Here is a 26,668-nt window from a genome sequence, read left to right as displayed (position 1 = left end):
CACGCGTTCGGGAACTGGCTACGACTTAACCATGGTCAAATTGCGCCCTTGGGCATGCGCCTAGAATTCACATCGCCATGGGTGCGGGGGCGCTCCCCATGGCACCGGCTCCCGGCGTCTTCCCGGAAGCCCCGCCCGCTGCCAGCAATGGCCGCGGGCTTTCTTTTTGGCGCGCCGATTCGCACTGGCCGCGCGTCAGCCGCCGACAATCTGCTTGGCGTAGCTTGCGCGCTCCATTTCGCGCACTTCGACGCTGATTTGCACGCTCTGACCTTCCGCAGTGGCTGGGCGGACCGCCTCGGCAATGACATCGCACACGGCCTGCCCAAGCGCGCGCCGCACGGCCAGTTCGCGGCCATCGAGGATGGACAGGCGAGCATGGACGAACGCGCGCTCTGCAGCCTCTACCCCCTGCCGAAACGTGGACAGCATGATGCAACGCGATTTAATGTCGGCTTCGCCGAATTCGCCGGATGCAAGCAGCGCGGCATTGGCCTCATCGAGCAGTTCTTCGGGCGAACAGTTGAGACGCGTGTTTTCTGTGATTTCGATCACGAGGTGGGGCATGGCAGATCGGGGTGGAAACAGTACGAGCCGGACGCTGTGGAGAGCCGGGGCGAATCGTCATGATACGTGCATTCCGCAGCGTTACTCCCGCCCGGCCCCGCCCCTGAGTTAAGCTAGCTTGCGTCGAAGACTGCGGCGTTGGATTCATCACAACAGCACACATGGAAACCATCAGCTTCGAAATTTTCCTGCGCCTGTTCTGCGGCCTGGTCGCGGGTGCCGCGATTGGCCTCGACCGCAACCTGCGCGGCAAGGCCGCCGGCATGCGCACGCTGGGGCTGGTATCGCTCGGCGCGGCAACAGCCGTCTGCCTGGTGACGCAGTATGGACCTCAGATGGACGCAGTCTCGCGCGTGCTGCAGGGGTTGCTGACCGGCATCGGGTTTCTGGGTGTGGGCGTGATCGCGCGACATGGCTCGCACCAGCGCCCGCAGGGGCTGACCACCGCGGCGGCAATCTGGCTGTCGGCGATCCTCGGTGCGGCGGCGGGGGCAGGCTACTACGCGGTCGGCGGCCTGGCGCTTGTGCTCGGCATGTTGCTGCTGTGGATGGGCGGGCGCCTTGAAATGCGGTTGCATCGTGTGCTCGATCCGATCAATGGTGACAAGCACAACCATCGCGACAACGGCGAGGCGGGGAAGCAGGCGAAGGGCAATGAACCCGACGACGACGTCTGGCCCTGAAGCGCCCAGGAAGCATTCTGGACAGGCGGATCGGGAACCTTGCGGCGTTACCCGGTGCCACACACGAGAAAGGTAGCGACATTCCGGCGTTCGCGCCGGTACAGCCGTCACCAAACATGCTCAGGAGGTCGCGCCATGAAGCCGATTACCCTGTTTGGCGCGCCGACGGATGTCGGCGCAAGCACCAGAGGCTGCACGATGGGCCCCGAAGCGCTGCGCATTGCCGACATCGTCCCGGCGCTTGCGCGGATGGGGCTCGATGTCAGCGACGCCGGCAATATTGCTGGTCCGGTGAATCCGCTCGCGCCGCCGGTACAGGGCCTGCGCCATCTCGATGAGGTGGTGGCGTGGAATCGCGGCGTGTTCGAGGCCAGTACGCGCATTCTCCAGGCGGGCCGGATGCCGGTCCTGCTTGGCGGTGACCACTGCCTGGCGGTCGGATCGGTCAGTGCAGTCGCCCGTCATTGCCGGGAGGCAGGCCGGAAGCTCGTCGTACTCTGGCTCGATGCCCATGCCGATGCCAATATCGGGACCAGTACGCCGACCGGCAATATGCATGGCATGCCAGTGGCCTGCCTGTGCGGCGACGGCCCCACGCCACTGACCACGCTCGGCGGCCAGCCGCCGGCGGTACGTCCCGAGGAAATCCGGCAAGTTGGCATCCGCAGCGTCGATGCGCAGGAAAAGCTGCGGCTGCATGCGCTGGGCCTCAAGGTGTTCGATATGCGCTATATCGACGAGTACGGCATGCGCCAGACCATGGAGCAGGCGCTCGCCGGCGTTGATGACGACACGCACCTGCACGTGAGCTTCGACGTCGATTTCATCGATTCGGCCATCGCGCCCGGCGTCGGTACGACGGTGCTGGGCGGACCCACGTATCGCGAGACACAACTCTGCATGGAAATGATCGCTGATACGGGACGATTGTCTTCGCTGGACGTAATGGAGCTCAACCCTGCCTGCGATGTGCGTAATGAGACAGCACGGCTGGTGGTCGATTTCCTGGAAAGCCTGTTTGGCAAGTCCACGCTACTGCGGGCGCGCTGACGGGCGCTCGCACGCCAAAAACTAAGGGGCGCCATGGTGGCGCCCCTTGTGCATCGGAAATGACTCGCTCAGGCGTGCAGTGCCGCAGCAGCGGTGGACTCCGCAGGCGCGGTGAAACGGGCGGGTTCTTCGCGCGCAAGCCGTTGCAATTGCGCCAGTTTGGCACGCAACCCCGCATCGAGGCGCGGCGGCGGCATCAGCGTGGACGGACAGGCCACGCCGAGGATGTCCAGCGCTCGCCGGAAGTTCTCGACGGTGAGGCCCTGCGCCGGATCGACGCTCACGAGGTGTTCGCGCTGGGCGTCACTCATGGAGTCCGCCGGCGCGCAGGACAAGATCACATAGGTGGACGGCATGGCACGGCCCGCAAAGTAAGCGGCAATCTCCGCGCCGTGGCCGCCTGCCACGGCAGGTGTCATGCCTTCCACCTGCAGGTCCAGTTGCTGGAAGATGGCGGCAGGCGTGCCGCGCCGCCACGCGTCCGACACCACCACCCGTGCGCCCGCCAGTCCGAAGAGCCGGCGAATATAGCCAAGCGCAATGGGGTCGAAGAAGCGGACATCGCGCAAAGTACCCGAATCGGGAACCCCGCCGAGCCGGGCCTGAGACCGGTCGGAATACAGTACGCCAGGTACGTCCAGCATGATGAGTCGTTCAGACATGATTTCCTTGGGGTTACACATCGGGTTGGTGTGAGCAAAGATTACTCGGCAACCTGATGGCTGCGCGTAACGGCGCCAGCCGCAAGTGAAACATATCTGTAACTTCCTCGCTGAACTCGTAAATGCCGGTTACCTCTCAATGTCAAATGTTTCCGGCAGACACATCTGTACTGCCACTTTATCCGTCGGCAGCAGCGCACAAGCGCCACCTAGCACGCCGAATCCGTTACGGGGCGCACTCCGTGGGCCCGATCGTCGGCCAGCAGGCCAGTGTGAAGATCAGGCTGCTGTTGAGCTAACGCCGGATTGCCGTGTTTCCGTGGGTGGGTCGGGCTGTCCTCATGGATGTCGAGGCGATAGCCATGGGCATAGACCACCGTGATCGAAATGCCATTCTCGGGACTGAGTCGCAAGGTCTTGCGCAGGCGCGACATCAACCCGGCCAGCGCACGCGACAAGGGCGGCAGTTCATGGTGCCAGATGGCCTGTTCGATGCGGCGGTTAGCGAGTACCCGGCCGGCATTGGTGAACAGCAGCATGGCCAGATCGAACTCCTTTGGGGTCAGTGTTATGCGCTCGCCGTGCAGCGTTGCGAAGCGGCCGACGCTGTTGAGCTGGTACGGGCCCGCGCGCGCCAACAGCCCCTGACGTTGACGGTCCCCTGTGGCGCGGCGGCGCAGTGCGGCCATTCGCGCCAGAAGGACCCGCGTACTCTGCGGACCGCTCAGGTAGTCGTCGGCGCCCGCGTCGAGCGCTTCGACGAGGGCCTCCTCGCTACCGTTGCCGCCCAGCATCATGATCGGCAGATCGCGCGAGCGCGCGCACCGTACAGTGCGGATGACGTCAATCGCCGCTGTGTCGGGCAGTTCGTCATGGATCAGCAGCATATCGTACGAGGCAAGGCTGACGCCCTGGATGAGCGCACGAGTGGAAGCAAACACGTTGCATCGGAAGCCGGCGCGCGCCAGCAATTCGGGAACGGCTTTCAGATGCGCGGACTGACCGCTCAGCAGTGCGATATTCATGGGGTCAGGCATACAGTGGCGGCGGAAATGAGAAAAGTCGGTTTGCCGGAAGGTGCTGAGTCGAGAGCGTATAAAGGCAAACGCGGCGGAACAATCGGACAAATCCGATTCCGGCCAGAAAATTGCGCTAGCTCAGATGTGCGAACTGTTCGATCGAGGCAATGCCGCAGAAGGCGTTTGTCGCGACGCAGCAGCGGCCGGGCGCCGCGCCACGCATATCGCTGTGCCAAAATAAGAACCATCGTGATCCGGTTCCGCGTGGCGGACACCTGGGAAGCCTGCACATGCTAAGCCCGAGCGTTGTCGCGACGGTCATCCTGATTTTTCACGTCATTGGCGTGCTGGCCGCATTGCACGCCGTCATGACCGTGCGCACGGCGCCCGGGGCCATTGCCTGGGCGGGATCGCTGGTGATGATGCCGTACCTCACACTGGTGCCTTACCTGATCTTCGGCAGGAGCCGTTTCGCCGGCTATGTCAATGCGCGCCGCTTCAATGACGACAGGCTGCGCGAGATCCGCCATGGCATGACCCCTGAAGACCGCGACGCCCGCAGCGCCTGCGTGGTGCACGCACCGGAGCCAGCCTGCATGCGCGCGCTTCCGCGGCTGACCGGCATGCCTTGCCTGGCCAACAACGATGTGCGCCTGCTGGTCAACGGCACGACCACGTTCGAGGCCATCTTCGCAGCCGTGGCCGCAGCCAGGCAGGTGGTGATCGTGCAGTTCTTCATCGTCCATGACGATGTACTCGGCCGGCGCCTGCAGGCATTGCTGTGTGAGCGCGCGCAGGCTGGCGTCAAGGTCTATTTTCTCTACGACAGCATCGGTTGCCACGCGTTGCCGCGTGGCTATGTGAAGACCTTGATGGCGGCCGGCGTCGAGGCGCGCGCGTTCTCGACGCACCGCGGCTTCGTCAACCGCTTCCAGCTCAACTTCCGCAACCATCGGAAGCTCGTGGTCGTGGACGGGTCGCAGGCCTTCGTGGGGGGGCATAACGTCGGCGTTGAATATCTCGGCGAGCGGCCCCCGCTAGCGCCGTGGCGCGACACCCATATCAGCGTGCGCGGCAGCGCTGTGCTGGATCTGCAGATGGCGTTTGCCGAGGATTGGTACTGGGCCGCGCGCGAAGTGCCATACCTGCTGATGCCGCCTCCTGACGTGGGCGGGCGCATGACCTGCCAGGTCGTGCCGACGGGCCCGGCCGACGCGCAGGAGACCTGCTCGCTGTTCTTCGTCGAAGCCATCCAGGCTGCGCGGCACCGGGTGTGGATCACGTCGCCATACTTCGTGCCGGACGAAGCAGTCTTTGCCGTGCTGCGCCTGGCGGTACTGCGCGGGGTAGATGTGCGTATCCTGATTCCCGCCAGGCCAGACCATCTCGTCGTGTTCGCCGCTTCCACGCTTTACGCGCATCAGGCCGTGGCCGCGGGGATCAAGCTGTATCGCTACCAGCCGGGCTTTCTCCACCAGAAGGTCATCCTGGTCGACGACGACGCGGCGGCAGTCGGTACGGCGAACCTCGACAACCGCTCGTTCCGGCTGAACTTCGAGTTGATGGTGATGACGGCGGACCGCGAGTTCGCCAGCCAGGTCGCTGACATGCTGGAGGCCGATTTTGCGCAGGCGCGGCGCATCGGCGTAGACGAATTCCTGCGGGCGCCTGCGCCATTGCGTGTGGCGATGCACGTGGCAAAGCTGTTTGCGCCGATCCTGTAAGCGAGGTGTCGGGAAGCAACGCCGCGCCCTATTGTGTACACTGTTCACTATTGGTTGGCAAGATAAGAACAGTATGTACAGGGGGGAAATGATGAGCCGGACTGCCTCAACGATGCCGGCCCGCACGACGTATCGTCACGGCGACCTGCGCCGAGCGCTGCTGGAAGCTGGCATTGACCTGGCGCGTGAAGGCGGGCCCGATGCCATCGTGCTTCGTGAAGCCACGCGACGGGCGGGCGTGGTGCCCAACGCCGCGTATCGGCACTTTTCCAGCCGGCAAGACTTGCTGCGGGCCGTGCGCGCGGCAGCATTGTCCGCGCTCGCGATTGCCATGGAAGCCGAACTCGGTGGCCTGCGCCCGGCTAGTAGTGCGGCGACGCTGGCGCGCGCGAGCCTGCGCGCCGTCGGGACGGGTTACCTGCGTTTTGCTCTGTCCGAGCCTGGTCTGTTCCGTACGGCCTTTTCCGTTCCGGACCAGGTGGAAGATGATGCGGATCCGGCAAAGGCCGGCCACAGTGGGCTGAATCCTTTCCAATTGTTGTCGGCCGCACTGGACAGAATGGTCGAAGCGGGAATCCTGCCGGCTGCGCATCGGCAGGGCGCCGAGTACCTGGCGTGGTCGGCTGTGCACGGCCTTGCCATGCTGGTGCTGGACGGCCCGCTGCGTGGGAGGGAGCCCGGAGAGGCTGCGGCGCTTGGCCAGCGTTTGCTGGACATGGTGGAGCGAGGACTTCAGTCAGCAACCTGATTCAAAAAAAATGCCACGATGGCGGGGACCATCGTGGCAGCGTAAGGAACCAGGATGGGGTCCCCTGGCTCGTCGGGGCACCCGCGGGATGGGTGCACGGGCAAATCTATTCGGTTAAGTCTCATAAGAAAATCGGATAAGTCCTAAATTTGTTCCCAAAATGTGTCTTCGGGCACAGAGTCTCGTTGCCGGCACATATTCGATTCAGGGGATCGGCTGGATGGCCAGACGGTCTAACGGGATGTCAACCGGGCATTTCGCCCTTGACAAGTGATGGGTGGATCATGCGATACGCGGTCGGCAGCGTTTTCACGATGGCAGCACTATTGGCGGGTTGCGCGGTCTACCCCGACTATTACGGCGCCGACTATCTCGGCTACCCGGCTTATCCGGTGGGCTCACCGTACTACAGCGGCTATCCGGTAACGCCTGGCTATCCATACTACGGCCCGGGCTATGGCGGCTACTACGGGAGCTTTGCCTATGTCTATGGCGGAGGCCGATGCTGCTGGTATGGCGGACACCGAGGGTGGCACGGCTCTGGGGGCTGGCATGGGTCCGGTGGCTGGTATGGCGGCGGCAGGAGCGGTGGCCGCGGTAGCGGAGGTGGTCGCGGCGGTGGCGGACACGGGCGGTAATGCCATACGGCGAAGGGCTCTGGAGCCCTAGCCAGCGAGGCGGCTACCTGTTTACACCCCAGAACTGCCAGCAGAGGAGTCTTGCGATGCGCAAACCACTACCCGAGAAAGCGCCCAAGGGCGGTCGGCAACAGCCGAAGTCGGCGCCGGCCGACGAGCGGATCGAACGAGAACTGGACGAGGCCCTGAAGGAAACGTTTCCTGCCAGCGACCCGATCGCCGTCGATCCGGACAAGCCGCGTCCGTCGAAGACGTCGTGACAGAACGGATGGCAGACTAGGGCAACTGGCGCAGTTGCCCGATCACGGACATCAGCCGTCCGTGCGCAACGATGACGCCGGACTCGTCCTGCAGCGCTTCCTGGTAGCGCTTGCGGAACGCGCCATCGCCCTTGTCGCTGAACAGCCGTTCGGTGGCCCGTGCTACTGCGCGGCACGTTTCATCATGGTATTCCGGCGACTCGAGTTCCTCGTCGATTTCGATGATGAGCCGGGACAACGGGTCCATCCAGCGGAAAAAATCGTCTTCCGTCACCAACTGCACGAACAACCCTGCTGGGATGGGACCGTTCAGGCGTTCGTACTGGCCGCGGTCATAGCCGATAACTTCCTTGTGAACCTGCAGCAACGCTGCGCGCAGGGCCTGAAGGCCCGAGCGGCGCGTTTCCTGCGTCGCTAGAAATTGTTCGTTGGGCATGCCCTTCTCCATGTTCATGGCCCGCGAGCAGGCAGCCCAAATGCGTCCACGAACGGAGCGGCGGTGCCTGCCGAAAATTCAGGGCGCAAGCGGGCCGTTCCCTGTCAGTGCCCGGTGCGCCTGCCAGTATAGGCAGGGCGGCCAGCGCGCCGCGCTAGCGATATACCCGTATTGCTGGGCATGCATGGCCTTGCGCCCGTTAGCCTCGCGCCAACGATATACGGATGCCTTACGAGGTCATGAGCGGCGCGTGACGCTCCCCCGTTGCACCTCGGTCGCGCGGCAACGGAAGAGGTTGCAAAGCTCGTCGATGATCTTCTCCGGAAACACCTGCCGCTGCTCGTCGGGCGAACCCGTGCCCGCCGGTTCTCATGAAGCACGATCACGCCCGCTTGGCGCGTCTCTTGGAGCCGCAAATTGCCGTACTTTCGAACGAAAGTGGCAGGAGTGACAATCTCAAGACATAAGCATAATTATGTCTAAACAATATGATCGATAAGTAGAGAGTTTACGTAATACGTAATAAAACATTGATCGGCAACGTTACCCAGCCGCCAACGGCGTGTCGAAATTACTTGATACACATCAACAAACGCCAGCTTCATGGGCTGCGATTCAGGGATTTTTCATTGCGCGTGTGTCGAGATATCCACTCGGTTGATACACTCGGAAGTCCTCAAAATGCAGTCGGGATAGGCGGTGATCGAAGAATGCATCGCCAAATCTGAAGCAAGCGGCGTCACGCGCTGCAGCCCCGGCCGATGGCCAAAAAAACAAGAAATTGAGTTTCGAAATTTCGCGGGCCGAAATGGCTGGCGAAATCGCAGCCAGAATGAATTACCGATCGATTATTACGCTCGCAAGCCTTGCGCTTGCCGGTTGCTCGCGTTATCCGGACGCATCCGGCCACTTCATCCGGACCGCCTTCATTGCCGATCGTCTGGCTGGCCTGATGGAAATGGATCGCCTGACGCAAGACCATATCCGCCTGTCTACTCCGGTCCATGATCTTGGCAAGCTTCTCATTCCAGACCGCGTGCTGCTGAAGCCGGGCAAGCTGACGCCAGCCGAACGAAGCATCATGGAGCGGCATTCCGGGATGGGCGCGGACCTGCTGTCAACCAGTGCCGACCCGCTGCATCAGTTTGCTGCCGGAATTGCCAGGCACCATCACGAGCGCTTTGATGGCAGCGGCTACCCGGACCGCCTGGCCGCTCGGCGCATCCCGTTGGCCGCGCGTATCGTGGCCGTTGTCGATGCATTCGACGCCATGACCGAAACGCGCTGCTATCGGCCCCGCATGGCCGACGAGGAAGCGCGGGCCATTATTGCGTCAGGTAGCGGCTCGCATTTTGATCCGGAAGTGGTGGAGGTCTTCCAGGAAGGTTTTCCGGATCTGCTCAGTGCTCGTGCCACGGCGAACGAGTTGCTGTCTCTCGGCAACGACACGGCAGTGATTGCAGGGTTCTACGGGCTGTCACGTACCGATTTTCGGTCCGCGGCCCGCTTGGTCACCAAGGTTGTCGCCACCCCGTTGCACTTTGAAGCATTGGTCTAGTTACCGTTCGAGGTACGCCTCGGCAGCTATCACAATTTGGTGAGGGTTTCCCAACCAACGGAGATTCACTTGTCGCGACCCGGACGGTAAAATCTGTGCCGACCTTTTAGCGCCGGCACGAGAATGCATACCCATTACGATAATCTGAAGATTTCTCGTGACGCCCCCCCGGAGGTCATTCGTGCGGCATACAAGGCATTAAGTCAAAAGCATCATCCGGATCGTAACCATGACTCGCCCGAATCTCACCGGGTCATGACTATTATCAACACCGCTTACGAGGTTTTGATGAATCCGGCAAAGCGTGCCCAGCATGATGCGTGGATTCTGTCGCAGGAAAAGGCGAAAGCGGGCGCGACTGCAAACGCCGGCCAGCGGGCGAGACCGGCTTCGACAGCGTCGGGGACTTCTGCGGATCCGGCGTCCCGAAGCGGTAGCGGTGCGCGACAGGCCCCTCCTGCGGATTCCAGGACATCGCGCAAGAACGCGGACAGTGGGAGCGCAGTGAATCCGGCAGGCGCCAGCACTGCCTCCAAGGCGTTATTTGTGCTGGTGGTGGCAGGGGCTGCGATTTATCTGATCATCCCGACGTCGCACCAATCGGCGGATGGCTCCCGGCAGGCAGAGGGCTGGACACCTTCGGTCTCGACCATTGCCGCCATGACTGGGGAGCCGCGCGACGCGGCCGCGACGCCGACGAAGTCGCCTGCGCCGCTACCCCAGTACGTGCGCCAGCCCACCGCGCCGAACGGCCAGGCCTGGCCCGCGTGGACCAGCTATATTCCAGGCTACCCTATCCGCAAGACCGGAGGATTGTCGTCATTGACTGTGGACAATTCCCGTAATTCTTCGGATGTCTTTCTGAAAGTGTTTTCCCTTGGTGGTGGCGATACCATCCCGGTGCGTTTCGCGCTGATCAAGGCTGGCACGTCATTCGAGTTTTCCAATATCGAGCACGGCAGCTTCGACGTTCGCTACATGGACCTGGATACGGGAAAAATTGCCAAGTCGAACCCGTTTGAACTTGAAGAGATAGCGGAAGGCAATGCCACGCGATACAGCCGGATGTCGCTGACGCTTTATCCGGTGCGCAACGGCAATACCCAGGCGCAGGAAATCGAAGAAAGCGAATTCTAGGGCCTACCCCGGCGATGGGGTCTACGGAAACCGGGCAAGAGCGGTAGCCCTTGCCCGTGCGAACCGGGTCTAACGGCCGTTCTTGCCGCTCGTCACACCAGTGCCGGATAGTCGGTATATCCCTCGGCACCCGGATGGTAGAACGTCTCCGGCCGGGGCTCGTTGAGCGATGCGTCGAGCGCAAGGCGGCGCGGCAAGTCCGGGTTGGCGATGAAGAGCTGCCCGAATGCGACGGCGTCGGCTTCGCCGGCGGCCAGCACGTGTTCGGCGGTCTGCTTGGTCATTTTCTCGTTGGCGATATAGACGCCGCCGAAAGCTGCCTTCAGGGCCGGACCCAGGCGATTGTCGCCGATTGCCTCGCGCGCGCAGATGAAGGCAATGCGGCGCTTGCCCAGTTCGCGCGCCACGTAGCCGAACGTCGCCGCCAGATCGGAGTCGCCCATCGAGTGCACGTCACCGCGCGGCGACAGGTGCACGCCGACGCGGTCGGCACCCCACACGTCGATGCATGCGTCGGTAATTTCGAGCAGCAGCCGCGCGCGGTTTTCGATGGGGCCACCATAGGCATCCGTGCGCTGGTTGGTCGAATCCTGCAGGAACTGGTCGAGCAGGTAGCCGTTGGCACCGTGGATTTCAACGCCGTCGAAGCCGGCCTTTTTGGCATTTTCGGCACCGTGCCGGTAGGCCGCGATCACGCCAGCGATTTCCTCGGTTTCCAGCGCACGGGGCGTGACGTAGGCACGCTTCGGGCGCACCAGGCTCACGTGGCCTTGCGCCGCGATCGCGCTCGGCGCCACAGGCAGTTCGCCGTCGAGGAAGATCGGGTCCGAGATCCGGCCGACGTGCCAGAGCTGCATGAAGATGCGGCCGCCAGCGGCATGGACTGCGTCGGTCACGTGTTTCCAGCCCGCGACTTGCTCGTCGGTCCAGATGCCCGGCGTGTCGGCATAGCCGACGCCCTGCGGCGTCACCGCCGTGGCTTCCGAGATGATGAGGCCGGCGGACGCGCGTTGCACGTAATACTCGGCCATCAGTGCGTTCGGCACACGCTTGCCGCCGACGGCGCGCGAGCGGGTCAGCGGCGCCATGATGACGCGGTTGGGCAGGTCGAGGTCGCCGATGCGGATGGGGTCGAAGAGGGTAGGCATGAGGTCTGGCCTTGCGTATTTTCGTATGGGTGGGAGAAGCGCACAGCAGTGCTTTGGCACGACGGCAAGCGCCATGCCGGTACGAACTCAAAGGTCCTGGTGAATATGGTCGAGGAACGCCTGAATGGTCTCTTCGTCGCGCTTGAAGAAGACCCATTGCCCGATGCGCCGCGCGCGGATCAGCCCGGCACGCTGCAGCGTGGCAAGGTGCGCCGAGACTGTCGATTGCGACAGACCGCAATGCGTGTCGATCAGCCCGGCGCAAACACCCATGTCGAGCGGGTGTTCCTGCGCGGAGAAATACGCTTCTGGCGTTCGCAGCCAGGCCAGTATCTTCCGTCGCATGGGATTGGCCAGGGCCTTGTGGATCGCATCGACGTCGAGTTCCGGCTTCGCGGAGGCGGAGTCCGGTGCACGTTGTTTCGGTGATTCACGAACCATATATCGGGAGGCATCAAAATGTATATCGCCACTATACGATATACGTACGAAGCCTGCATGACCCCTCGCAGAGCGTGGGTTTTTCTGTCAGAAGCTAGTGATGGACGTGGGATGAGTTGCGTTGTGTCATACGTCAAGCCTGGAGGGCCGTCCGGCACGACGGCGAATACTATGACGGTATGATCTAGCGATCAGCGGCGTCTGACCGATTCGAGTATGCGATTGATCTTGCTGTCCATGGCTTCGAAGCGGGCATCGATCTTGGCATCCATCGCTTCGAGGCGGGCGTCGATCTTGTCGACACGGACTTCCAGGCGTCTCGGCGCCCGAGTTGATCATGTAGTCGATGCGGTCGCGGATCCAGAGGTAGCCGTCCTCGTCGAGGCTGCCCAGGTCGCCGGTGTGGTACCAGCCATGGGCCAGCGCGTGGGCATTGGCGTCGGGGCGGTTCAGGTAGCCGCGCATCATGCAAGGCCCGCGCACCAGCACTTCGCCGACTTCACCGGGCTCGCACGGCTGCGACGGGTCGGTCGGCTCGCCGTCATCGCGCAGGCGCGCCACCACAAGATCGTGGCCCAGTGACGGCAGGCCTGCCGAACCGGCGTGGCTCAGTTGCTCCTGCGGGTAGAGCACCGACATGCAAGGACCCATCTCGGTGGTGCCGTAGACCTGTACCAGGCCGGCGCCGATCTTGCGGTCCCATTCGCGGATCAGGTGCGGCGCCATGGATGCGCCGCCATATTCCACCAGTCGTAGCGACGACAGGTCGCGCCGCTCCGTATCGGGATGGTTCAGCAGCATGCCGACCATGGTCGGCGCGGCGAAGAAATGCGTGACACGCTCGGTCTCAACGAGATCCCATGCCTCGCCGGCGTCGAAGCGCCGCTGCAGCACCTGCGTGGCACCGACCTGAAGCCGTGGCAGGAAGCTGGTGTGCAACTCGGCGGTGTGGTTGAGCGGCGCCACCGACAGGCCCACGTCCTCACGTGTCAGCCCCATCGCCTGATGCATCATCGCGTTGTGGAACAGCTTGCTGCGGTGCGTATGCACGACGCCTTTGGGTCGCCCCGTAGTGCCGCTGGTGTACATGAGGATGCAGGGATCGTCTTCATGCACGATGACATCTGGCGCCGTGGCGGGCTGGACGGCGGCCAGCACAGCGAGATCGTGCGTGGCAAACGACGGCGCCTCGCCATCGTCGGCGTAGATCAGCAGCGGGTGCCGGCCGCATGGGCCGCGGCTTTCTCGGTGACCGATGCGACTTCCTTCTCGAACACCAGCGCGCGGGCATTGCCGTCGTTCAGAATGTAGGCGAGTTCCTGCGCGGCCAGCCGGTAGTTGACCGGGTTGAACACGGCGCCGATGCGTGCACAAGCGAGCAGCGTGAAGACAAAGGCCGGCGTGTTGTAGAGAAAGGCCGCCACGACATCGCCCTTGCCGATCCCGACCGAGAGCAGGGCGTTGGCATGCTGGTTGACCTCCGTATCCAGTTCGGCATAAGTCCACGCGCGCCGCGCAGTGCCCGTGCCGGTCACCAGCGCGGTCTTGCGCGGCAGGTAGCGGGCGGGCCAGGACAGGGTGTCGCCAAGGGTAAGGCCGTCAGTCAATGTTGCACTCCGCGGGGCCGTGGCAGGATGCCGGCAGGTCGTCTTGTTTTCGAATGAACCGTCAACTATAAGGCGCTCATTACACGGGCGTGAAATAACGATTTGCTCTTTCCTTATGCAGGAAGCTGCACGTGCGGGGCGGGCTATGCGAGACCCGTGTTGGATATGCGCATCGGACCGGCGCCTTTGGGGCGCGTGAGGGCAGGGACGCTGGCCTGAACCCTGACGGCATGGCAAACTCCGCGGCCGGTATGGTTGTTGCTTGGCAGCAGGGCAACCGGCCGCATAAACAGAACGACATCAATAAGACATTACCCCCATTGTGGGAGGAGACGCTGCGATGCCTACGAAGGATCATTATCTTTCCGACGCGCCCCCGCGCGAGGAAATCGACACTCTGCAAGGTCCCGCGCTGCTGGAGTTCGGCACAGACTGGTGTGGCTATTGCCAGCGCGCCCAGCCTGCACTGGCGCAGGCCTTTGCCTCTTATCCTGGCGTGCGGCATATCAAGGTGGAAGACGGCAGCGGCCGCCCGCTGGGCCGCTCGTTTCGCGTCAAGCTGTGGCCCACGCTGGTGTTCCTGCGCGATGGGCGGGAGGTGTCGCGCCTGGTCAGACCCAGCGATGCCGCGCCCATCCTGGAGGCCATGGCGGCTATCGCCTGAGCGCACCGCGAACACCTTGCAAAGTCCGCCGCGATCATAAGCGTGCTGGCAATCCCCGCTTCAGGAGGGAACAAGTTTTGCTCATTCGGGCCGATTCTCCGAAGGGCGATACCTGCGGTGTGGCAGCGCACCCATGGGCGCCTGGTTCCTGAATCCGGTGCCGGTCCGCTTCGCATGCCAGCGGGCGGCCAGCCAACCTTAAGCATTGAAAATGAGCGCCGACAGCCCAGAGCAGCGACCAACCGTACTCGTCGTCGACGACATTCCGGAAAACATTGCCGCCATGGTGGCAATGCTGCAGGACCAATACCGTGTGCGCGTAGCCACGCGCGGCGCCAAGGCGCTGCAACTAGCCGCGTCGTCGGCGCCGGACCTGATCCTGCTGGACGTTTCGATGCCCGAGATGGACGGCTATGAAACGTGCCGCCATCTGAAGGCCAATCCCGCTACGGCCCATGTGCCGGTCATCTTCCTGACCGCACGCACGGATGAACTCGACGAAGCGCGCGGCTTCGAGGTCGGTGCCGTGGACTACATCATGAAGCCGGTGAGCCCGCCGGTGGCGCGCGCACGCATTGCCAGCCAGCTCGCGCTCAAGCAGGCGCACGATTTCTTGCGTGACCGCTCGGCTTATCTCGAAGCGGAGGTGCAGCGGCGCACGCGCGAGATTACCCAGATCGAGGATGCCACCATCATTGCGCTGGCGGCACTGGCCGAAACCCGCGACAACGAGACCGGCAACCATATCCGCCGGACCCAGCATTACGTGAGGGCCCTGGCGCGCGCGTTGCGCGATGACCCGCGCTTCAGCGCGCAACTCGACGACAGGACAATCGACCTGCTGTTCAAGTCGGCGCCGCTGCACGATATTGGCAAAGTCGGCATTCCGGACCGCATCCTGCTCAAGCCCGGCAAGCTGACCGCGGAAGAGTTCGAAATCATGAAGTCGCACACTATGCTGGGGCGCGACGCCATTGCCGACGCCGAAGCCCAGTGCGGGACGCGCAACTCCTTCCTGCGCTACGCGCGGGAGATCGCACACTATCACCATGAAAAGTGGGATGGCACCGGCTATCCGGAAGGACTTGCCGGCGATGACATCCCCGTAGCGGCGCGCCTGATGGCGCTTGCCGATGTCTATGACGCGCTGATTTCCCGTCGCGTCTACAAGCCGGCCTTTTCGCATGAGGAGTCCGTGCGCATCATCATGGAAGGCCGCGGCCGGCATTTCGATCCCGGCATGGTCGACGCCTTCCACAGCATCGCCGACGAATTCCACGCCATTGCCCTGCGCTTTGCCGATCCTGAACACGAGCCGCAGCGCGACTTGTTGCCCGCCATCTGAATGATTTCCAAGCCCAATCCACCCGCAGGCTTCTGGCTGCGCAGCTCCCTGCTTGCCTACGGCGCCTTGCTGATCCTCGCGGTCTGGCTCGTGGCGTTTGCCGCCATGTCGATGGTGCGCCAGAACGAGCAGGTGAGCGTTGGCGCACGGCTGGGCGCGACCGTCAACACCACCGCGCGCCAGCTCGAAACCTGGGCCAGCGAGCAGCGCCGCCGCGCAGTGTCGATGAGCACGCTCGACGATACGGTCCGCCTTGCCCGGCCTTTGCTGGCCAATGGTGCCGATCCCAGTCCCGAGCGCGTCCAGGAGTTCGTCAACTGGATTACGCCGCTGTACCGCTCCAACGGCTACATCGGCTACGGTCTGATCTCGATGGACAACCGCATCATCGTCTCGGATCTGGTCGAGCGCAACGGACAGCCGCTGCAGCCCGAAGCCGCGGCAGCAGCCCTACGGGCGCGCGAGAACGGCGCGTCGCTGTCGGCGCCATACCCGGGCCCGGTCCTGGCGGATGGGCCGGTTGGCCCGGTGGGCCGCAGCCCGTTCCAGATCGTGTGCTCGCGCCTGTGGGACAACGACCGTGTCGTGGGCGCGCTGTGCCTGCGCATCGACCCGTATGCGGTGATGCTGCAGATACTGAAGGCCGCGCGCTTCGGCAACACCGGCGAACTCTATGTGATCGACCGCGACGGCCGGCTCAATTCTCCGAGCCGCTTCGACGAGAGCCTGGTCGGACAAGGCTTGCTGTCTCCGGGCGATGCGTCCATGTTCAACCTGCGCGTACGCGTGCCGCACGACCTCGGCGACGGCCGGTGGCGTGTCGACGACGACGCACCGCTCACGCGCATGGCGCAGCAGGTGCTGCATTCGGAAACCCTGCAGGTGTCGTTCGGCTACCACGACTACCGCGGCAAGCGCGTGGCCGGTGCCGGGCTCTGGATACCGGCGCTGGGCAGCGCCCTGATCCTGGAGCAGGACATGGAGGAAGCGCTCAGTTCCTACCTGTCCACGCGTACCGTGGTGGCGAGCATGGCGGCGGCGATCATGCTGCTGATTGGCGTGGCAGCTTGGGCGCTGCGCAAAAGCCAGCACCGCCTGGCGCAGAGCGAGGAAAGGCTGCGCGCCTTGCTGGACCACTCGCCCGCGATCATGCACCTGAAGGACCGCAACCACGCGTTCCTGCAGCTCAATCCCTCGATGGAAAAGTTGCTCGGCCTCACGCGTGATCAGGTACTGGGCAAGACCGACCGCGAGCTCGCGGTCATGCCAGACGGCACCCGGGAGCGCTGGGAGATCGAAGCGCGCGTGATGGCCACCGGCCGCGCGGAAGAGCAGATCTACGCCATGGAAGCCCCCGAGGGCTCGCGCCAGCTGCGAGTCATACGGTTCCCCGTACACGATCCGACCAGCAATGCCGTGGTTGGCGTGGGCGCGGTGGGCATCGACATCACGGACCAGGAACGCGCCAACCGGGAGCTGAAGGAGATGTCGCAGACGCTCGAGCACAAGGTGTGGGAGCGCACGCGCGAGCTTGCCGTCGCCAACGCGGAACTTGCCAAGGCCAAGCACGAGGCCGAATCGGCCGCGCAGGCCAAGGCGAGCTTCCTCGCCAACATGAGCCATGAAATCCGCACGCCGATGAATGCGGTGATCGGCATGGCGCATTTGGCGCTCAGCACGCAACTTGATCTGCAGCAGCGCGACTACGTCGAGAAGATCCAGCGTTCGGGCCAGCACCTGCTCGGCATCCTGAACGACATCCTCGATCTGTCGAAGATAGAGGCTGGCAAGCTGGAGATCGAGCAGATCGATTTCTCGCTGGAGCGCCTGCTGCGCACGGTGGGCGACCTGGTCAGCGAGCGCGCTGCCGCCAAGCAGCTCGAGCTTGTGGTCGACGTGCAGCCCGATGTGCCGGATTCCCTGCGCGGCGACCCGCTGCGCATCCGCCAGGTACTGATCAACTTCACCACCAACGCAGTCAAGTTCACCGAGCGCGGCGAGATCGTCATCCGCGTGGCGCGCTGCGCCGGCGAGCACGCCGAATCGCGTGTCCGGTTGCATTTCGAGGTGCGCGACACGGGTATCGGCATCGACGCCGATGCCATTCCTCGCCTGTTCCGCAGCTTCGAGCAGGCCGACAGTTCCACCACGCGGCGCTATGGCGGAAGCGGGCTCGGTCTGGCTATCAGCCATCGGCTGGTGACGCTGATGGGCGGCACGATCGGCGTGCAGAGCGAGCTCGGCAAGGGCAGCACGTTCTGGTTCGAACTATCGTTGCTGCCAGGCACCCGGCGCGCGCCGGCGCTGCTGGTGCAGCCGGAACTCGCCGGACGCCGGCTGCTGGTGGTGGACGACCATGGCTATGCGCGCCAGGTGATCGGATCTATGCTGCGCGGGTTCGGGTTTCGCGCGGACGAAGTCGAATCGGGCGAGAAAGCGCTGTCCGCGATCCAGCATGCGGATGCCATCGCTGATCCCTACCACGCCGTGTTCATCGACTGGCGCATGCCGGGCCTGGACGGCATCCAGACCGTGCGCAAGCTGGCGGCCATGTCGCTGCAGAGCCAGCGCCCGCGCCCGCTGATGATTACTGCCAACGGGCGCGAGGAAGTCGTGCGCGAAGGCGAGCGCAATGGCTTCGAGACCACGCTGCACAAGCCGGTCAGTCCCTCGGTGCTGTTCGACGCCACCATGCGCGTGCTGGCCTCGGAGCCGGGACGCATGGCCGACAAGGGCGCGCCGCGTTCTGTAACCGGGCCGAGCTGGACGTTGCCGCACGCACGCGTGCTGCTCGTCGAAGACAACGAGATCAACCGCGAGGTGGCCACGCACCTGCTCCAGCAGGCCGGCATCACGCCCGATACGGCCGAGAACGGTGCGATCGCGCTCGAACTGCTGGCCGTGCAGGACTACGACCTCGTGCTCATGGACATGCAGATGCCGGTCATGGACGGCTTCGAGGCTACACGCCACATCCGTGCCAATCCGCGGCTGGCGTCGATGCCCGTGGTGGCGATGACGGCGAATGCCTTGCCCGAAGACCGCAACCGTTGCCTGGCCGCCGGCATGGACGACCACATCGCCAAGCCCATCAGCCCCGCCACATTCTTCACGACGCTGCACCGTTGGCTGACTGGCGCGCCGGCCAGGACAGGGGGCAACTTGCACGATGCGGCCTGGCACGAGAACGTGGCGAATCCGGTGGCCGAGATCATTGAAGTGGTCGAGCCGGAAGCGGAAGAGGAAGAGGCTGCCCCGGACTGGATGCGGGCACTGGCGGGCACGGGCCTGCTCGACGTCGACGGCGCGGTTGCCCGTGTCGGCGGGCGGATCGACACGTTCCGCCAGTTGCTGGGACGCCTGCTGTCCGGCTACGCCCAGACGCCGCAGCAGATCGGCGCTTTGCTGCAGGCCGGCGAGCGTGTCGAGGCCGCGCGTCTTGCGCATGCGCTCGCCGGGCTGGCCGGCAATCTCGGCGCCAGGCAGGTGGCGGGCGCCGCCGCGTCGCTGGAATGCACGCTGATGGGCATGGCAGCGGACGATGCATCTGCGCTGCTGAATGGTCTGGAACAGGCGCACGCGAGCCTGTGCATGGCGCTGCGCCAGCACCTGCCGGCGGAAACACCCGAACCCGCCGCGCCGGTTGCCACGCAGGTGACCAGCATGACGGACGTGCTCGACCGGTTGCGTCGCCAGCTTGCGGACGGCGCCAGCGAAGCCAGCCTGACGTTTGCGGCGAATCGCCAGCGACTGGCCGACATGCTCGCAGGGGACCGTTTCCGCCGCCTGTGCGAGGCGGTAGAGAACTATGACTACGAGAGTGCAGTGGAGGTGCTGGCGGATAGCGCCGGTTAAGCCTGGCCACGCAGGCTCCGGGGCATAGACAGAGCCGGCTCGGGTAGTGCCGGAAATGGAGAACTTCTAGCGTTCGCTCAACGGACCAGTTCCTGTCCCACCATCATCCGATGTCCGTCCGGCGTAGCGAGCGCCATTTCACGCATGCCCCATGGCTTGTCGGCGGGCGGCTGCGCGATGATGGCGCCGCGCGATGCGAGTTCGGCATGCAGTGCGTCGATATCGTCCACGTGGAAGTACGCGAAGTAGCTGTGGTCGCCAGTCTGCGATGGCGGGAGAGCATCGGGGCAATGCCCGAGCATGACGCGCACGCTGCCACGGCTGAGCGCGCGCCAGTTGTCGCCGTCCTGCCAGTCGGTGGAAAAGCCCAGCGCGTTCTCGAAATACGCAGCGCTGCGGGGAAGATCCGGTACTGCGAGGACGTAGGCGTAGGCGCGCAGATCGGTTGGCTGGGGCATGCGGCATTCCTTCTGTATGCGGGCAAAGGTGCCCCACAGAATAGCCGGGTTCGGCATGGCGGCGGCAGCGTCGCATCGCGGCCGCCGTCGTGATCAGCCGTGGTGAGGAGCGCCCGGCGCGCTTGCGGAGGTCGATTTGGCCGAAGTTTGATGGCTTTCCGCACACGGGTGCGCCGCGCGCGCAGCAGCGCGGCCACGCTCGATGACGGCCCAGTCTGGGCCGGCCATGGCTGGCCATGCCGCCGTGACAGCCGCGGCGCCGAGCAGCGCCAGCAGGATGTTCTTCATTGCAATCTCTGGAGGAGGGAAGTTTGCGCAGGCGCCGTGGAGGACGGAGCCTGCGGGAGCGCTTACGCGTTGGCGCCTGTGTGTGCGGGCGAGGCCGACACGCCGCGCTGGTCCATGCCGGCGATGTTCAACGTGGTCGCCGGGTGGTTGGCGCCATCGGTGAACGGGTCACGCTTGCCGAGGGCATTGCCACCGTCGGTGTACGGGTCGCGCTTGCCGAGAACATTGCCGCCGTCGGTGTACGGGTCCGGGTTGCCCTGGCGCATGATGTAGCCGTAGCGGTCGCCGGAGATGCCGCGGTCCTGCATGCCTTGGGCGGCGGCGTGGCCGGCCATGGCGCTGGCACCAACGGTAGCGACGGTAAGGAGGAGGGCTTTGAGGATCTTGTTGTGCATGTCTGCTGCTTCTTCTGACTGATTGGAGGCGGCATTCCCCTTGGGAATCATGGGGGCGCGGCGTGGCGGATCTGCCGCGCCACATGCCGTCCGGGTCGCCTTGCGAGCGGTGCCGTAGTGTTTGTTGTGCGGCACGGAAGCAAGTGTAGTCACGCAACGTTATTCCGTTGATGATTTAAATGGCGGTCTTCCAGTCGGTTTTTTCATCGTGAAGCGTTTGCATGCCTTGCGAATCAGGGTTGACCCGCTCCATTGCCGGTAGCGGCATTCGCTACACTGAACCGCTGCACCCGCGCGGAACAAGGCTGGCCCGAACCGCCGCGCGCGGGTAGAGCGTTTCACGTCGCGCCCCCATGAATCAAGCCCCGACGCCATCTTCACCGTCCCCGCAGGAACCGGCGGCCGCGCGCACGCTGCGGCACATCGTCGCCGATGAAGCGCAGGCGGCCGCCGCGGAACTGGACGGCTGGCAACAGCGTTACCAGCAACTCACGCCCGGCGTCTTTCGCGCCGAGGTATCCCAGGTGACATACGGTGATGTCCATGTCTTCCGCGAACTGACGTCGCAGAGCCTGCTTGAGGAGGGCGAAGCGGCGCGCGGCTATGTCTCGCTGGCCTTGCCCGACGTGCAGTGCCAGGGTGGCTGGTTCTCCGGTTACGCGATGGACGGCCAGACACTGCTGTGTGCCGGCAACGGCCGCGCATTGGCGATGCGCACGCCACTGCAACTCGATCTCGCCGGGCTGACCGTGCCGATGCCGGCGCTTCAGCGCGCCATGGCGCTGGCTGGCGGGGAGACGCTCCGGCTGGAACGGATGGCGCCCGTACGGCAGGTGACGAAAGGCGCCAGCCGCGAATTCCGGGCCGTACTGCTGTCGGTACTGGCCACTGCCGCCATCGATGCCGAGGTATTCAGCAACCGCTTTGTCGAAAGCGCGATGCGCGACGCCTTGCTACTGGCGGCCGCGACCGCCTTGGTCGGCGAAGGCATTGACGGCAACGAACCACTGCCGACCATCCCCGCGCGGCGCCGGCTGGTGGCGGACGCCTACCAGATGATCCGCAGCGCCCCCGACCAGCCGTGGAGCATCCTGTCGCTGTGCGAACGGCTGGGCGTGTCGAGGCGCACGCTGCAGTACAGCTTCAATGAGGTGACCGGGCTGTCGCCGCTCGATTTCGTGCGCGCCGTACGCATGAACGGCGTACGCCAGGCGCTTCGCACCGGCGCGGCGGAGTCCGTCGGCGGGGCTGCAGCAAGCTTCGGCTTCCAGCATCTGCCGCGATTTGCAGCGCAGTACCGCGCGTTCTTCGGCGAACTGCCGTCAGCGACGCTCGCGCGCCGCTGACCGGTCTTTCCGTCGTCAGGCCATCACCGCGCGCGGCAGGTGGCGGCCCACCCAGTCGCGTTCCTGCTCGTATGCCCGAGCCAGGCGCAAGACGCTCAGGTCATCGCGCGGACGGCCAATGAGTTGCATGCCCATCGGCAGCCCGTTCTTGCCGAAGCCGACCGGCACGCTGATTGCCGGGCAGCCCGACAACGTCCACGGGAATACGACTTCCATCCAGCGGTGGTAGGTATCCATTTGCCGGCCAGCGATTTCCTTGGGCCACGGTTGACGCACATCGAACGGAAAGACCTGTGCGGTCGGCACGGCGATGTAGTCGAATTTGGCAAAGACGCCTTCCACAGCCTGATACCACGCGCTGCGGTCGGCGCTGGCCGCATAGATGTCCGCGCCGCTAAGCTTGAGCGCACCTTCGATTTCCCAGATCGCTTCGGGCTTGAGCAGCGCGCGCTTGGCTTCGTCGCGGTAGAACGGCAGCATGCCGTTGCCGACCAGGAAGTGCCGGTGCACGAGCCAGGTCTTCCACAGGCGCTCGGGTGAGAAAGGCGGCTTGATCTTGTCGACACCGACGCCAAAGGCCGGGAAGGCCTGCAGGGCTTGCTCGCACAGCTGAAGGATGCCGTCTTCCATCGGCAGATAGCCGTCCCAGTCGCCGAGCCATGCCACGCGCTTGCCCTTCAGGTTCGTCGACAGCGCGGCCATGACGTTGTCCGGCGTCAGCGTGGCGAGCACTGGGTCTGGCGCGAGCGCCTGCGGCGTGCGCGGGTCGGGGCCGGCCTGGGTGGCGAGTAGCAAGGCCACGTCAGCGACCGTGCGGCCCATCGGGCCCTCATAGCCGAGCTGCTGGATAAAGACTTCCGGCGTGGGCCCATAGGGCACGCGTCCCGCCGAAGGACGGAAGCCATAAACATTGCAGAACCCGGCCGGGTTGCGCAGCGAACCGCCGAAATCGCTGCCGTCCGCCACAGGCAGCAGACGCATGGCCAGTGCCGCCGCGGCGCCGCCGCTGCTGCCGCCCGCGGTGCGCGTGCTGTCGTACGGATTGCGCGTGGGGCCATACACCGGGTTGAAGGTCTGCGAGCCCAGGCCGAACTCGGGCGTATTGGTCTTGCCGAGCAGGATCGCGCCGGATTTGCGCACGCGTTCTACGATGATTGCGTCGGACGTCGGCACGTTGTCCTTGAAGATCGGCGAGCCGAACGTGGTACGAATGCCGCGCGTGAGGGCCAGATCCTTCGGCGCCTGCGGCACGCCCTGCATCCATCCCGCCACTTTGCGCGCGGCGAACGCCTCGTCGGCAGCGGCGGCTTCCTGCATCAGGGCATCGCGATCCCGCAGCGCGACGATGGCGTTGGTCACCGGATTGACGCGGTCGATATGCGCCAGGTAGGCATTCATGACCTGGCGGCAGGACAGGCGGCCGCCGCGGATCTCGCGTGAAAGCTGCCACGCCGGCATCAGCACGATCGGGTCTGGCGTCCCACCGCCGGCGGTGCCGGGGCCGGACGCGGCAGGTGCCGTGCCCGCAGGGGCGGCGCTGGCGGTCCGGCTGGTCATGGCCGCGGCGGCAACCGTGGTCACGGCGGCGCCGGCCAGGTGGCTCAGCCACTGTCGCCGGCCGGGCTGCGGGGTGGGCTGCGGAGTGGACGATGAGGGGGCAGTATCGTTCATGGTCTGTCTTGTCATGGTGGGAAACCCGTCGGCAGCCGGCGGCAATTACACGGCGATCATGACCGATTTGGTCTCGGTATAGTGGTCGAACACGGCGCGGCCCATTTCGCGGCCGAGCCCGGACTGCTTGAAGCCGCCGAACGGCATCGCGTTGTCGAGCAGGTTATGGCAATTGACCCAGACGGTGCCGGCCTTGATCCGCGGCACCAGTCGATGCACGCGCGAAAGATCATTGGACCAGACCGACGCCGCCAATCCGAACGGCGTGCCATTGGCGCGGCCGACCACTTCGTCGATGTCATCGTAGGGTAGTGCCACGACCACGGGCCCGAAGATTTCCTCCTGCACGACCGATGACGTCTCCGGTGCACGCGCCAGCACCGTGGGCTTGAAGAAGTGGCCGCGCGGCAGGTCGGCATTGCCGCCGCAGATCAGTTGCGCTCCGGCATCCACACCGGCCTGCACATAGCCCGCCACGCGCTTGTGCTGTCGGCGCGAAACCAGCGGACCCATGCCGGTGTCCGGCTCCAGGCCCGGCCCCAGGCGCAGGCTGTTGGCGATATCGGCCAGTGCCTGCACGGTCGCATCGAACTTCGAGCGTGGCAGGTACAGCCGCGAGCCGGCGGTGCACACCTGGCCCTGGTTGAAGAAGATGGCCTGTGCGGCGCCTGTGGCAGCGGCCTCCGGCGACATGTCGTCGAGCATGATCACGGGCGACTTGCCGCCGAGTTCCAGCGTCACGCGCGCCAAGCGCTCCATTGCTGCGCCGCCGACGAGCTTGCCGACTTCTGTCGACCCGGTGAACGCGATCTTGTCGACCTGCGGATGGCCGGCCAGCGCCGCGCCGCAGCGTGCCCCGTCTCCGGTGACGATATTGACGACACCTGCGGGATAGCCAGCTTCCATCACGAGCTCGCCCAGGCGCAGTGCCGACAGGGGCGTTTCCTCGGCCGGCTTGAGCACCACGGTGCAGCCACAGGCCAGTGCCGGACCGAGCTTCCACGCGGCCATCAGAAGCGGGAAATTCCACGGGATGATGGCGCCTACGACGCCCACGGCTTCCTGGCGCGTAAACGCGACGAACTCGCGCTCGCGCACCAGCGGCACCGACACGTCGAGGCTTTCGCCGTGTAGCTTGGTGGCCCAGCCTGCCATGTAGCGCAGGAAGCCCGCGGCACCGGCCACATCGATCGCCCGAGCCATGGTCGCGGGCTTGCCGTTGTCCAGCGCTTCGATCTGCGCGAGTTCCTCGGCATTGGCTTCCACCAGGTCGGCCAGGCGCAGCAGCAGGCGTTCGCGGTCCGACGGGCGCATGGCGTTCCACGGGCCTTGTTCGAAGGCCGCGCGCGCTGCCTGCACGGCTGCATCGACGTCGGCCGGTCCGGCGGCGGGTACTTCAGCCAGCGTGGTCTCGCTGGCCGGGTCTTCCGTGGTGAACACGGCGCCATCGGTTGCGGCGCACCACTGGCCGTCGATCAGCATGCGCTTCGGGCGCTGCAGGAAGGCGCGGGTGGCGGCGGAAAGCAGTTCGGTACGGGTATCCATGGGTCTCCTCGGATGTCTTGATGGATGTGTCGGTTCAGCGGCTGGTGCCGAGAATGGCGGCGCGGTGCGCGGCCACGTCGTCCAGACGGTCATTGCGATAGCGTGTGACTTCTTCGGTGGTGAACGGGGCGATGTCCTGGCGGCCGGTCAGTGCGGGCAGCATCCAGTTCATCAGTTCGGCGACCTCGGCATTCGTCAGCGATGAGCCCGAGGTGCCGGGCACCTGGATCAGGAACGCACGCCCGGCGGCCGTGGCCAGCAGTTGCGGCAGGGTGGCGCGCATGTCCGGAATGCCTGCCGCCGGCTTGCCCGATCCGTCCGGCAGATGGCAGCCGGAACAGTGCAGCACGTAGTTGGCGTGGCCGCGCTCGAGCCGGCCTTCGGCTTGCGCGGCGCCGGCCACCACCGCAGTGGCCAGCCATGCCAGGACGAGACGGATCGCGGCGCGCTGCATGTCAGTTCGCCGCGTCGCGCAGCTTGCGCACGGCGCCCGGCGTCTTGCGCTGCGCGCGTGCCTGGGCCAGCGCGTCGGGGCCAACGGTGGCCGTAGCCTGGCCGTTCTGCGTGCCGAGCCACGCCAGCACGGCGGCCAGCGATTCGTCGGGCAGCGTGCCGAAGGCCGGCATCACGCCATTGAATGACTGGCTCTGCGATTCGATCGGGCCGGCCATGCCGTGCACGAGCACATTGGCCAGATACGTCCGGCCTGCGGCAGAGCCGAGGCGTTCGCGCAGCGCATTGGCCAGCGGCGGCGCCACGCCCGGAATGCCGCTGGCATCGTTGTTGTGGCAGGCTGCGCAGTTGGCGGCGAACACTTCCTTGCCTTGTGCGACGAGATCTGCCGCGCTGGCCGTGGCTGCGGCGCCAGCGAGCAAGAGCGCCAGCCACATTGGGTGCGAGCGGAATTTCATTCCTGAACTCCGAGAATGATCGAGGTGGTGCAATGGAACATCGTGCTCGAGTTGCTCATGCACCAGTTCACGTCGTTGTGCACGCCGAGCTTGTAGCCCGGACGCTCGCGTTCGTTGGTGTTGCACTCGCACCGGCCGCAGGTGGTTTTGCCGCAGCAGTCGTTGTAGCTGACCATGTAGTCCTTGCCGTCCGCCGGGTTGCGGCACGTGCCGACCCACGACACGCGCGATGGCTCGGTGCCCGGCGGGCAGGTGGTGGAGCTGCCGCCGCAGCACGAACAGAGGAAACCGTCGACGGCGCAGTACTTCCAGTAGTCGCACGAGGTTTCGTCCACGGCCTTGCCGGTCTTTGCGCCGTGTGCGGCCGCGGCATGCGCGCTGCGGTCGAACGGCAGCACCGGCAGTGCCACCGTGCCCACCATGGCCTTGCCCAGCGTGGCCAGCATGCTGCGTCGCCCGGTGCGCTGGGCGGCACGGCGGGTCTGGCGTTCGAAAAGCTTGTCAAACCACAT

Annotated in this window: 28 protein-coding genes; 12 read left to right on the top strand and 16 right to left on the bottom strand. The window is 64.9% G+C overall.

From position 1 onward, the window contains the following. Positions 1-195 precede the first annotated feature (195 nt). Entirely contained in the window at positions 196-567 is a 372-nt protein-coding gene (locus tag K2O51_RS01075) for a 5-carboxymethyl-2-hydroxymuconate Delta-isomerase (protein WP_011300174.1), read from the bottom strand. 161 nt (positions 568-728) lie between these two features. On the opposite strand from K2O51_RS01075, the gene K2O51_RS01070 reads away from it, so the two are divergent. Both K2O51_RS01070 and rocF read left to right on the top strand, forming a co-directional pair. Then, complete coding sequence (locus K2O51_RS01070) at positions 729-1,250, top strand: MgtC/SapB family protein (protein ID WP_011300175.1); 522 nt, start codon at positions 729-731, stop codon at positions 1,248-1,250. Positions 1,251-1,385: 135 nt separating this feature from the next. Next, positions 1,386-2,300 (top strand): arginase, encoded by a 915-nt coding sequence (gene rocF / locus K2O51_RS01065; protein ID WP_011300176.1) that lies wholly within the window; start codon positions 1,386-1,388, stop codon positions 2,298-2,300. Positions 2,301-2,368: 68 nt separating this feature from the next. Here rocF and K2O51_RS01060 read toward each other — a convergent pair whose 3' ends face one another. Both K2O51_RS01060 and K2O51_RS01055 read right to left on the bottom strand, forming a co-directional pair. Next, positions 2,369-2,962, bottom strand: a complete 594-nt coding sequence (locus K2O51_RS01060; protein WP_011300177.1) for an HAD domain-containing protein — start codon at positions 2,960-2,962, stop codon at positions 2,369-2,371. A 209-nt stretch (positions 2,963-3,171) separates the two neighbouring features. Then, the gene (locus tag K2O51_RS01055) at positions 3,172-3,987 is read right to left on the bottom strand and encodes a response regulator transcription factor (RefSeq protein WP_084791943.1); all 816 of its coding nucleotides are present in this window, start codon (positions 3,985-3,987) and stop codon (positions 3,172-3,174) included. 284 nt (positions 3,988-4,271) lie between these two features. Here K2O51_RS01055 and cls point away from each other — a divergent pair, with 284 nt between their 5' ends. From cls to K2O51_RS01035, 4 genes are all read left to right on the top strand, one after another. Further along, complete coding sequence (cls, locus tag K2O51_RS01050; RefSeq protein WP_041680441.1) at positions 4,272-5,705, top strand: cardiolipin synthase; 1,434 nt, start codon at positions 4,272-4,274, stop codon at positions 5,703-5,705. A gap of 91 nt (positions 5,706-5,796) precedes the next feature. Beyond that, positions 5,797-6,453 carry a TetR/AcrR family transcriptional regulator gene (locus tag K2O51_RS01045; RefSeq protein ID WP_011300180.1) on the top strand — a complete coding sequence of 219 codons (657 nt, stop codon included), beginning with the start codon at positions 5,797-5,799 and terminating at the stop codon, positions 6,451-6,453. A gap of 314 nt (positions 6,454-6,767) precedes the next feature. Further along, a complete protein-coding gene (locus K2O51_RS01040) occupies positions 6,768-7,091 on the top strand; it encodes a hypothetical protein (protein ID WP_235679789.1) in 324 nt (107 codons plus the stop codon). A gap of 86 nt (positions 7,092-7,177) precedes the next feature. After that, positions 7,178-7,351 carry a hypothetical protein gene (locus K2O51_RS01035; protein ID WP_166487071.1) on the top strand — a complete coding sequence of 58 codons (174 nt, stop codon included), beginning with the start codon at positions 7,178-7,180 and terminating at the stop codon, positions 7,349-7,351. A gap of 16 nt (positions 7,352-7,367) precedes the next feature. Here the strand turns inward: K2O51_RS01035 and K2O51_RS01030 are convergent, their stop codons facing one another. Further along, positions 7,368-7,787, bottom strand: a complete 420-nt coding sequence (locus K2O51_RS01030) for a hypothetical protein (protein WP_041680442.1) — start codon at positions 7,785-7,787, stop codon at positions 7,368-7,370. Between the two features lie 832 nt (positions 7,788-8,619). Between K2O51_RS01030 and K2O51_RS01025 the strand changes: the two genes are divergently transcribed. Together K2O51_RS01025 and K2O51_RS01020 are read left to right on the top strand one after the other, a co-directional pair. Then, on the top strand, positions 8,620-9,345 hold the full coding sequence (locus K2O51_RS01025; RefSeq protein ID WP_140950403.1) for an HD-GYP domain-containing protein: 726 nt from the start codon (positions 8,620-8,622) through the stop codon (positions 9,343-9,345). 123 nt (positions 9,346-9,468) lie between these two features. Then, complete coding sequence (locus tag K2O51_RS01020) at positions 9,469-10,482, top strand: J domain-containing protein (RefSeq protein ID WP_220630378.1); 1,014 nt, start codon at positions 9,469-9,471, stop codon at positions 10,480-10,482. A 92-nt stretch (positions 10,483-10,574) separates the two neighbouring features. On the opposite strand, the gene K2O51_RS01015 is transcribed toward K2O51_RS01020, so the two are convergent. The 4 genes from K2O51_RS01015 to K2O51_RS35730 form a co-directional block, all read right to left on the bottom strand. Further along, on the bottom strand, positions 10,575-11,630 hold the full coding sequence (locus tag K2O51_RS01015) for an alkene reductase (protein WP_220630377.1): 1,056 nt from the start codon (positions 11,628-11,630) through the stop codon (positions 10,575-10,577). Between the two features lie 87 nt (positions 11,631-11,717). Beyond that, positions 11,718-12,071, bottom strand: coding sequence for an ArsR/SmtB family transcription factor (locus K2O51_RS01010; RefSeq protein ID WP_011300187.1), 354 nt, complete (start codon positions 12,069-12,071; stop codon positions 11,718-11,720). 126 nt (positions 12,072-12,197) lie between these two features. Beyond that, complete coding sequence (locus K2O51_RS35735; RefSeq protein ID WP_280640410.1) at positions 12,198-13,229, bottom strand: AMP-binding protein; 1,032 nt, start codon at positions 13,227-13,229, stop codon at positions 12,198-12,200. A gap of 50 nt (positions 13,230-13,279) precedes the next feature. Continuing rightward, positions 13,280-13,678, bottom strand: coding sequence for an AMP-binding protein (locus K2O51_RS35730; RefSeq protein WP_280640409.1), 399 nt, complete (start codon positions 13,676-13,678; stop codon positions 13,280-13,282). Between the two features lie 340 nt (positions 13,679-14,018). On the opposite strand from K2O51_RS35730, the gene K2O51_RS01000 reads away from it, so the two are divergent. The 3 genes from K2O51_RS01000 (at position 14,019) to K2O51_RS00990 (ending at position 19,542) form a co-directional block, all read left to right on the top strand. Next, entirely contained in the window at positions 14,019-14,342 is a 324-nt protein-coding gene (locus tag K2O51_RS01000) for a thioredoxin family protein (protein ID WP_011300189.1), read from the top strand. Positions 14,343-14,553: 211 nt separating this feature from the next. Next, entirely contained in the window at positions 14,554-15,687 is a 1,134-nt protein-coding gene (locus tag K2O51_RS00995; RefSeq protein ID WP_011300190.1) for a response regulator, read from the top strand. Then, positions 15,688-19,542, top strand: coding sequence for a response regulator (locus K2O51_RS00990; protein WP_220630376.1), 3,855 nt, complete (start codon positions 15,688-15,690; stop codon positions 19,540-19,542). A gap of 77 nt (positions 19,543-19,619) precedes the next feature. On the opposite strand, the gene K2O51_RS00985 is transcribed toward K2O51_RS00990, so the two are convergent. The 3 genes from K2O51_RS00985 to K2O51_RS00975 form a co-directional block, all read right to left on the bottom strand. Then, entirely contained in the window at positions 19,620-20,000 is a 381-nt protein-coding gene (locus tag K2O51_RS00985; protein WP_041680168.1) for a bleomycin resistance family protein, read from the bottom strand. Positions 20,001-20,093: 93 nt separating this feature from the next. Next, positions 20,094-20,288: a hypothetical protein gene (locus K2O51_RS00980; protein ID WP_041680169.1), complete on the bottom strand. Its 195-nt coding sequence runs from the start codon at positions 20,286-20,288 to the stop codon at positions 20,094-20,096. Between the two features lie 62 nt (positions 20,289-20,350). Next, complete coding sequence (locus K2O51_RS00975; protein WP_181184430.1) at positions 20,351-20,683, bottom strand: hypothetical protein; 333 nt, start codon at positions 20,681-20,683, stop codon at positions 20,351-20,353. A gap of 353 nt (positions 20,684-21,036) precedes the next feature. Between K2O51_RS00975 and K2O51_RS00970 the strand changes: the two genes are divergently transcribed. Further along, complete coding sequence (locus tag K2O51_RS00970; protein WP_140950399.1) at positions 21,037-22,029, top strand: helix-turn-helix domain-containing protein; 993 nt, start codon at positions 21,037-21,039, stop codon at positions 22,027-22,029. Positions 22,030-22,044: 15 nt separating this feature from the next. On the opposite strand, the gene K2O51_RS00965 is transcribed toward K2O51_RS00970, so the two are convergent. The 5 genes from K2O51_RS00965 to K2O51_RS00945 all read right to left on the bottom strand — a co-directional run bounded on the left by K2O51_RS00965 (position 22,045) and on the right by K2O51_RS00945 (position 26,668). Beyond that, a complete protein-coding gene (locus tag K2O51_RS00965; protein WP_245001861.1) occupies positions 22,045-23,487 on the bottom strand; it encodes an amidase in 1,443 nt (480 codons plus the stop codon). Between the two features lie 258 nt (positions 23,488-23,745). Further along, complete coding sequence (locus K2O51_RS00960) at positions 23,746-25,245, bottom strand: aldehyde dehydrogenase family protein (protein WP_011300196.1); 1,500 nt, start codon at positions 25,243-25,245, stop codon at positions 23,746-23,748. A 34-nt stretch (positions 25,246-25,279) separates the two neighbouring features. Continuing rightward, positions 25,280-25,699 (bottom strand): cytochrome C, encoded by a 420-nt coding sequence (locus K2O51_RS00955; RefSeq protein ID WP_220630374.1) that lies wholly within the window; start codon positions 25,697-25,699, stop codon positions 25,280-25,282. 1 nt (position 25,700) lies between these two features. After that, complete coding sequence (locus K2O51_RS00950) at positions 25,701-26,156, bottom strand: c-type cytochrome (RefSeq protein WP_140950396.1); 456 nt, start codon at positions 26,154-26,156, stop codon at positions 25,701-25,703. Next, complete coding sequence (locus K2O51_RS00945; protein ID WP_011300199.1) at positions 26,153-26,668, bottom strand: methylamine dehydrogenase light chain; 516 nt, start codon at positions 26,666-26,668, stop codon at positions 26,153-26,155. Before K2O51_RS00945 ends, K2O51_RS00950 begins: the two co-directional genes overlap by 4 nt.

Source organism: Cupriavidus pinatubonensis (assembly GCF_019602855.1).
GTDB classification, from domain to species: Bacteria; Pseudomonadota; Gammaproteobacteria; order Burkholderiales; family Burkholderiaceae; genus Cupriavidus; species Cupriavidus pinatubonensis.
The sequence above is the reverse complement of the archived record's forward strand: the minus strand, read 5'-3'. Positions and strand labels throughout refer to the sequence as shown.

What these genes read in the sequence shown, in the direction of transcription:
- cls (WP_041680441.1), top strand. Translation starts at nt 4,272, where the DNA reads ATGCTAAGCCCGAGCGTTGTCGCGACGGTCATCCTGATTTTTCACGTC.
- K2O51_RS00985 (WP_041680168.1), bottom strand. Translation starts at nt 20,000, where the DNA reads ATGCCCCAGCCAACCGATCTGCGCGCCTACGCCTACGTCCTCGCAGTA.
- K2O51_RS01045 (WP_011300180.1), top strand. Translation starts at nt 5,797, where the DNA reads ATGAGCCGGACTGCCTCAACGATGCCGGCCCGCACGACGTATCGTCAC.
- K2O51_RS00970 (WP_140950399.1), top strand. Translation starts at nt 21,037, where the DNA reads ATGAATCAAGCCCCGACGCCATCTTCACCGTCCCCGCAGGAACCGGCG.
- K2O51_RS01070 (WP_011300175.1), top strand. Translation starts at nt 729, where the DNA reads ATGGAAACCATCAGCTTCGAAATTTTCCTGCGCCTGTTCTGCGGCCTG.
- K2O51_RS01010 (WP_011300187.1), bottom strand. Translation starts at nt 12,071, where the DNA reads ATGGTTCGTGAATCACCGAAACAACGTGCACCGGACTCCGCCTCCGCG.
- K2O51_RS00995 (WP_011300190.1), top strand. Translation starts at nt 14,554, where the DNA reads ATGAGCGCCGACAGCCCAGAGCAGCGACCAACCGTACTCGTCGTCGAC.
- K2O51_RS01015 (WP_220630377.1), bottom strand. Translation starts at nt 11,630, where the DNA reads ATGCCTACCCTCTTCGACCCCATCCGCATCGGCGACCTCGACCTGCCC.
- K2O51_RS00980 (WP_041680169.1), bottom strand. Translation starts at nt 20,288, where the DNA reads ATGAAGAACATCCTGCTGGCGCTGCTCGGCGCCGCGGCTGTCACGGCG.
- K2O51_RS00955 (WP_220630374.1), bottom strand. Translation starts at nt 25,699, where the DNA reads ATGCAGCGCGCCGCGATCCGTCTCGTCCTGGCATGGCTGGCCACTGCG.
- K2O51_RS01060 (WP_011300177.1), bottom strand. Translation starts at nt 2,962, where the DNA reads ATGTCTGAACGACTCATCATGCTGGACGTACCTGGCGTACTGTATTCC.
- K2O51_RS01055 (WP_084791943.1), bottom strand. Translation starts at nt 3,987, where the DNA reads ATGAATATCGCACTGCTGAGCGGTCAGTCCGCGCATCTGAAAGCCGTT.
- rocF (WP_011300176.1), top strand. Translation starts at nt 1,386, where the DNA reads ATGAAGCCGATTACCCTGTTTGGCGCGCCGACGGATGTCGGCGCAAGC.
- K2O51_RS00960 (WP_011300196.1), bottom strand. Translation starts at nt 25,245, where the DNA reads ATGGATACCCGTACCGAACTGCTTTCCGCCGCCACCCGCGCCTTCCTG.
- K2O51_RS00990 (WP_220630376.1), top strand. Translation starts at nt 15,688, where the DNA reads ATGATTTCCAAGCCCAATCCACCCGCAGGCTTCTGGCTGCGCAGCTCC.
- K2O51_RS01075 (WP_011300174.1), bottom strand. Translation starts at nt 567, where the DNA reads ATGCCCCACCTCGTGATCGAAATCACAGAAAACACGCGTCTCAACTGT.
- K2O51_RS00945 (WP_011300199.1), bottom strand. Translation starts at nt 26,668, where the DNA reads ATGTGGTTTGACAAGCTTTTCGAACGCCAGACCCGCCGTGCCGCCCAG.
- K2O51_RS01035 (WP_166487071.1), top strand. Translation starts at nt 7,178, where the DNA reads ATGCGCAAACCACTACCCGAGAAAGCGCCCAAGGGCGGTCGGCAACAG.
- K2O51_RS01030 (WP_041680442.1), bottom strand. Translation starts at nt 7,787, where the DNA reads ATGCCCAACGAACAATTTCTAGCGACGCAGGAAACGCGCCGCTCGGGC.
- K2O51_RS00965 (WP_245001861.1), bottom strand. Translation starts at nt 23,487, where the DNA reads ATGCCGGCGTGGCAGCTTTCACGCGAGATCCGCGGCGGCCGCCTGTCC.
- K2O51_RS01020 (WP_220630378.1), top strand. Translation starts at nt 9,469, where the DNA reads ATGCATACCCATTACGATAATCTGAAGATTTCTCGTGACGCCCCCCCG.
- K2O51_RS00950 (WP_140950396.1), bottom strand. Translation starts at nt 26,156, where the DNA reads ATGAAATTCCGCTCGCACCCAATGTGGCTGGCGCTCTTGCTCGCTGGC.
- K2O51_RS01000 (WP_011300189.1), top strand. Translation starts at nt 14,019, where the DNA reads ATGCCTACGAAGGATCATTATCTTTCCGACGCGCCCCCGCGCGAGGAA.
- K2O51_RS00975 (WP_181184430.1), bottom strand. Translation starts at nt 20,683, where the DNA reads ATGCACAACAAGATCCTCAAAGCCCTCCTCCTTACCGTCGCTACCGTT.
- K2O51_RS01040 (WP_235679789.1), top strand. Translation starts at nt 6,768, where the DNA reads ATGGCAGCACTATTGGCGGGTTGCGCGGTCTACCCCGACTATTACGGC.
- K2O51_RS01025 (WP_140950403.1), top strand. Translation starts at nt 8,620, where the DNA reads ATGAATTACCGATCGATTATTACGCTCGCAAGCCTTGCGCTTGCCGGT.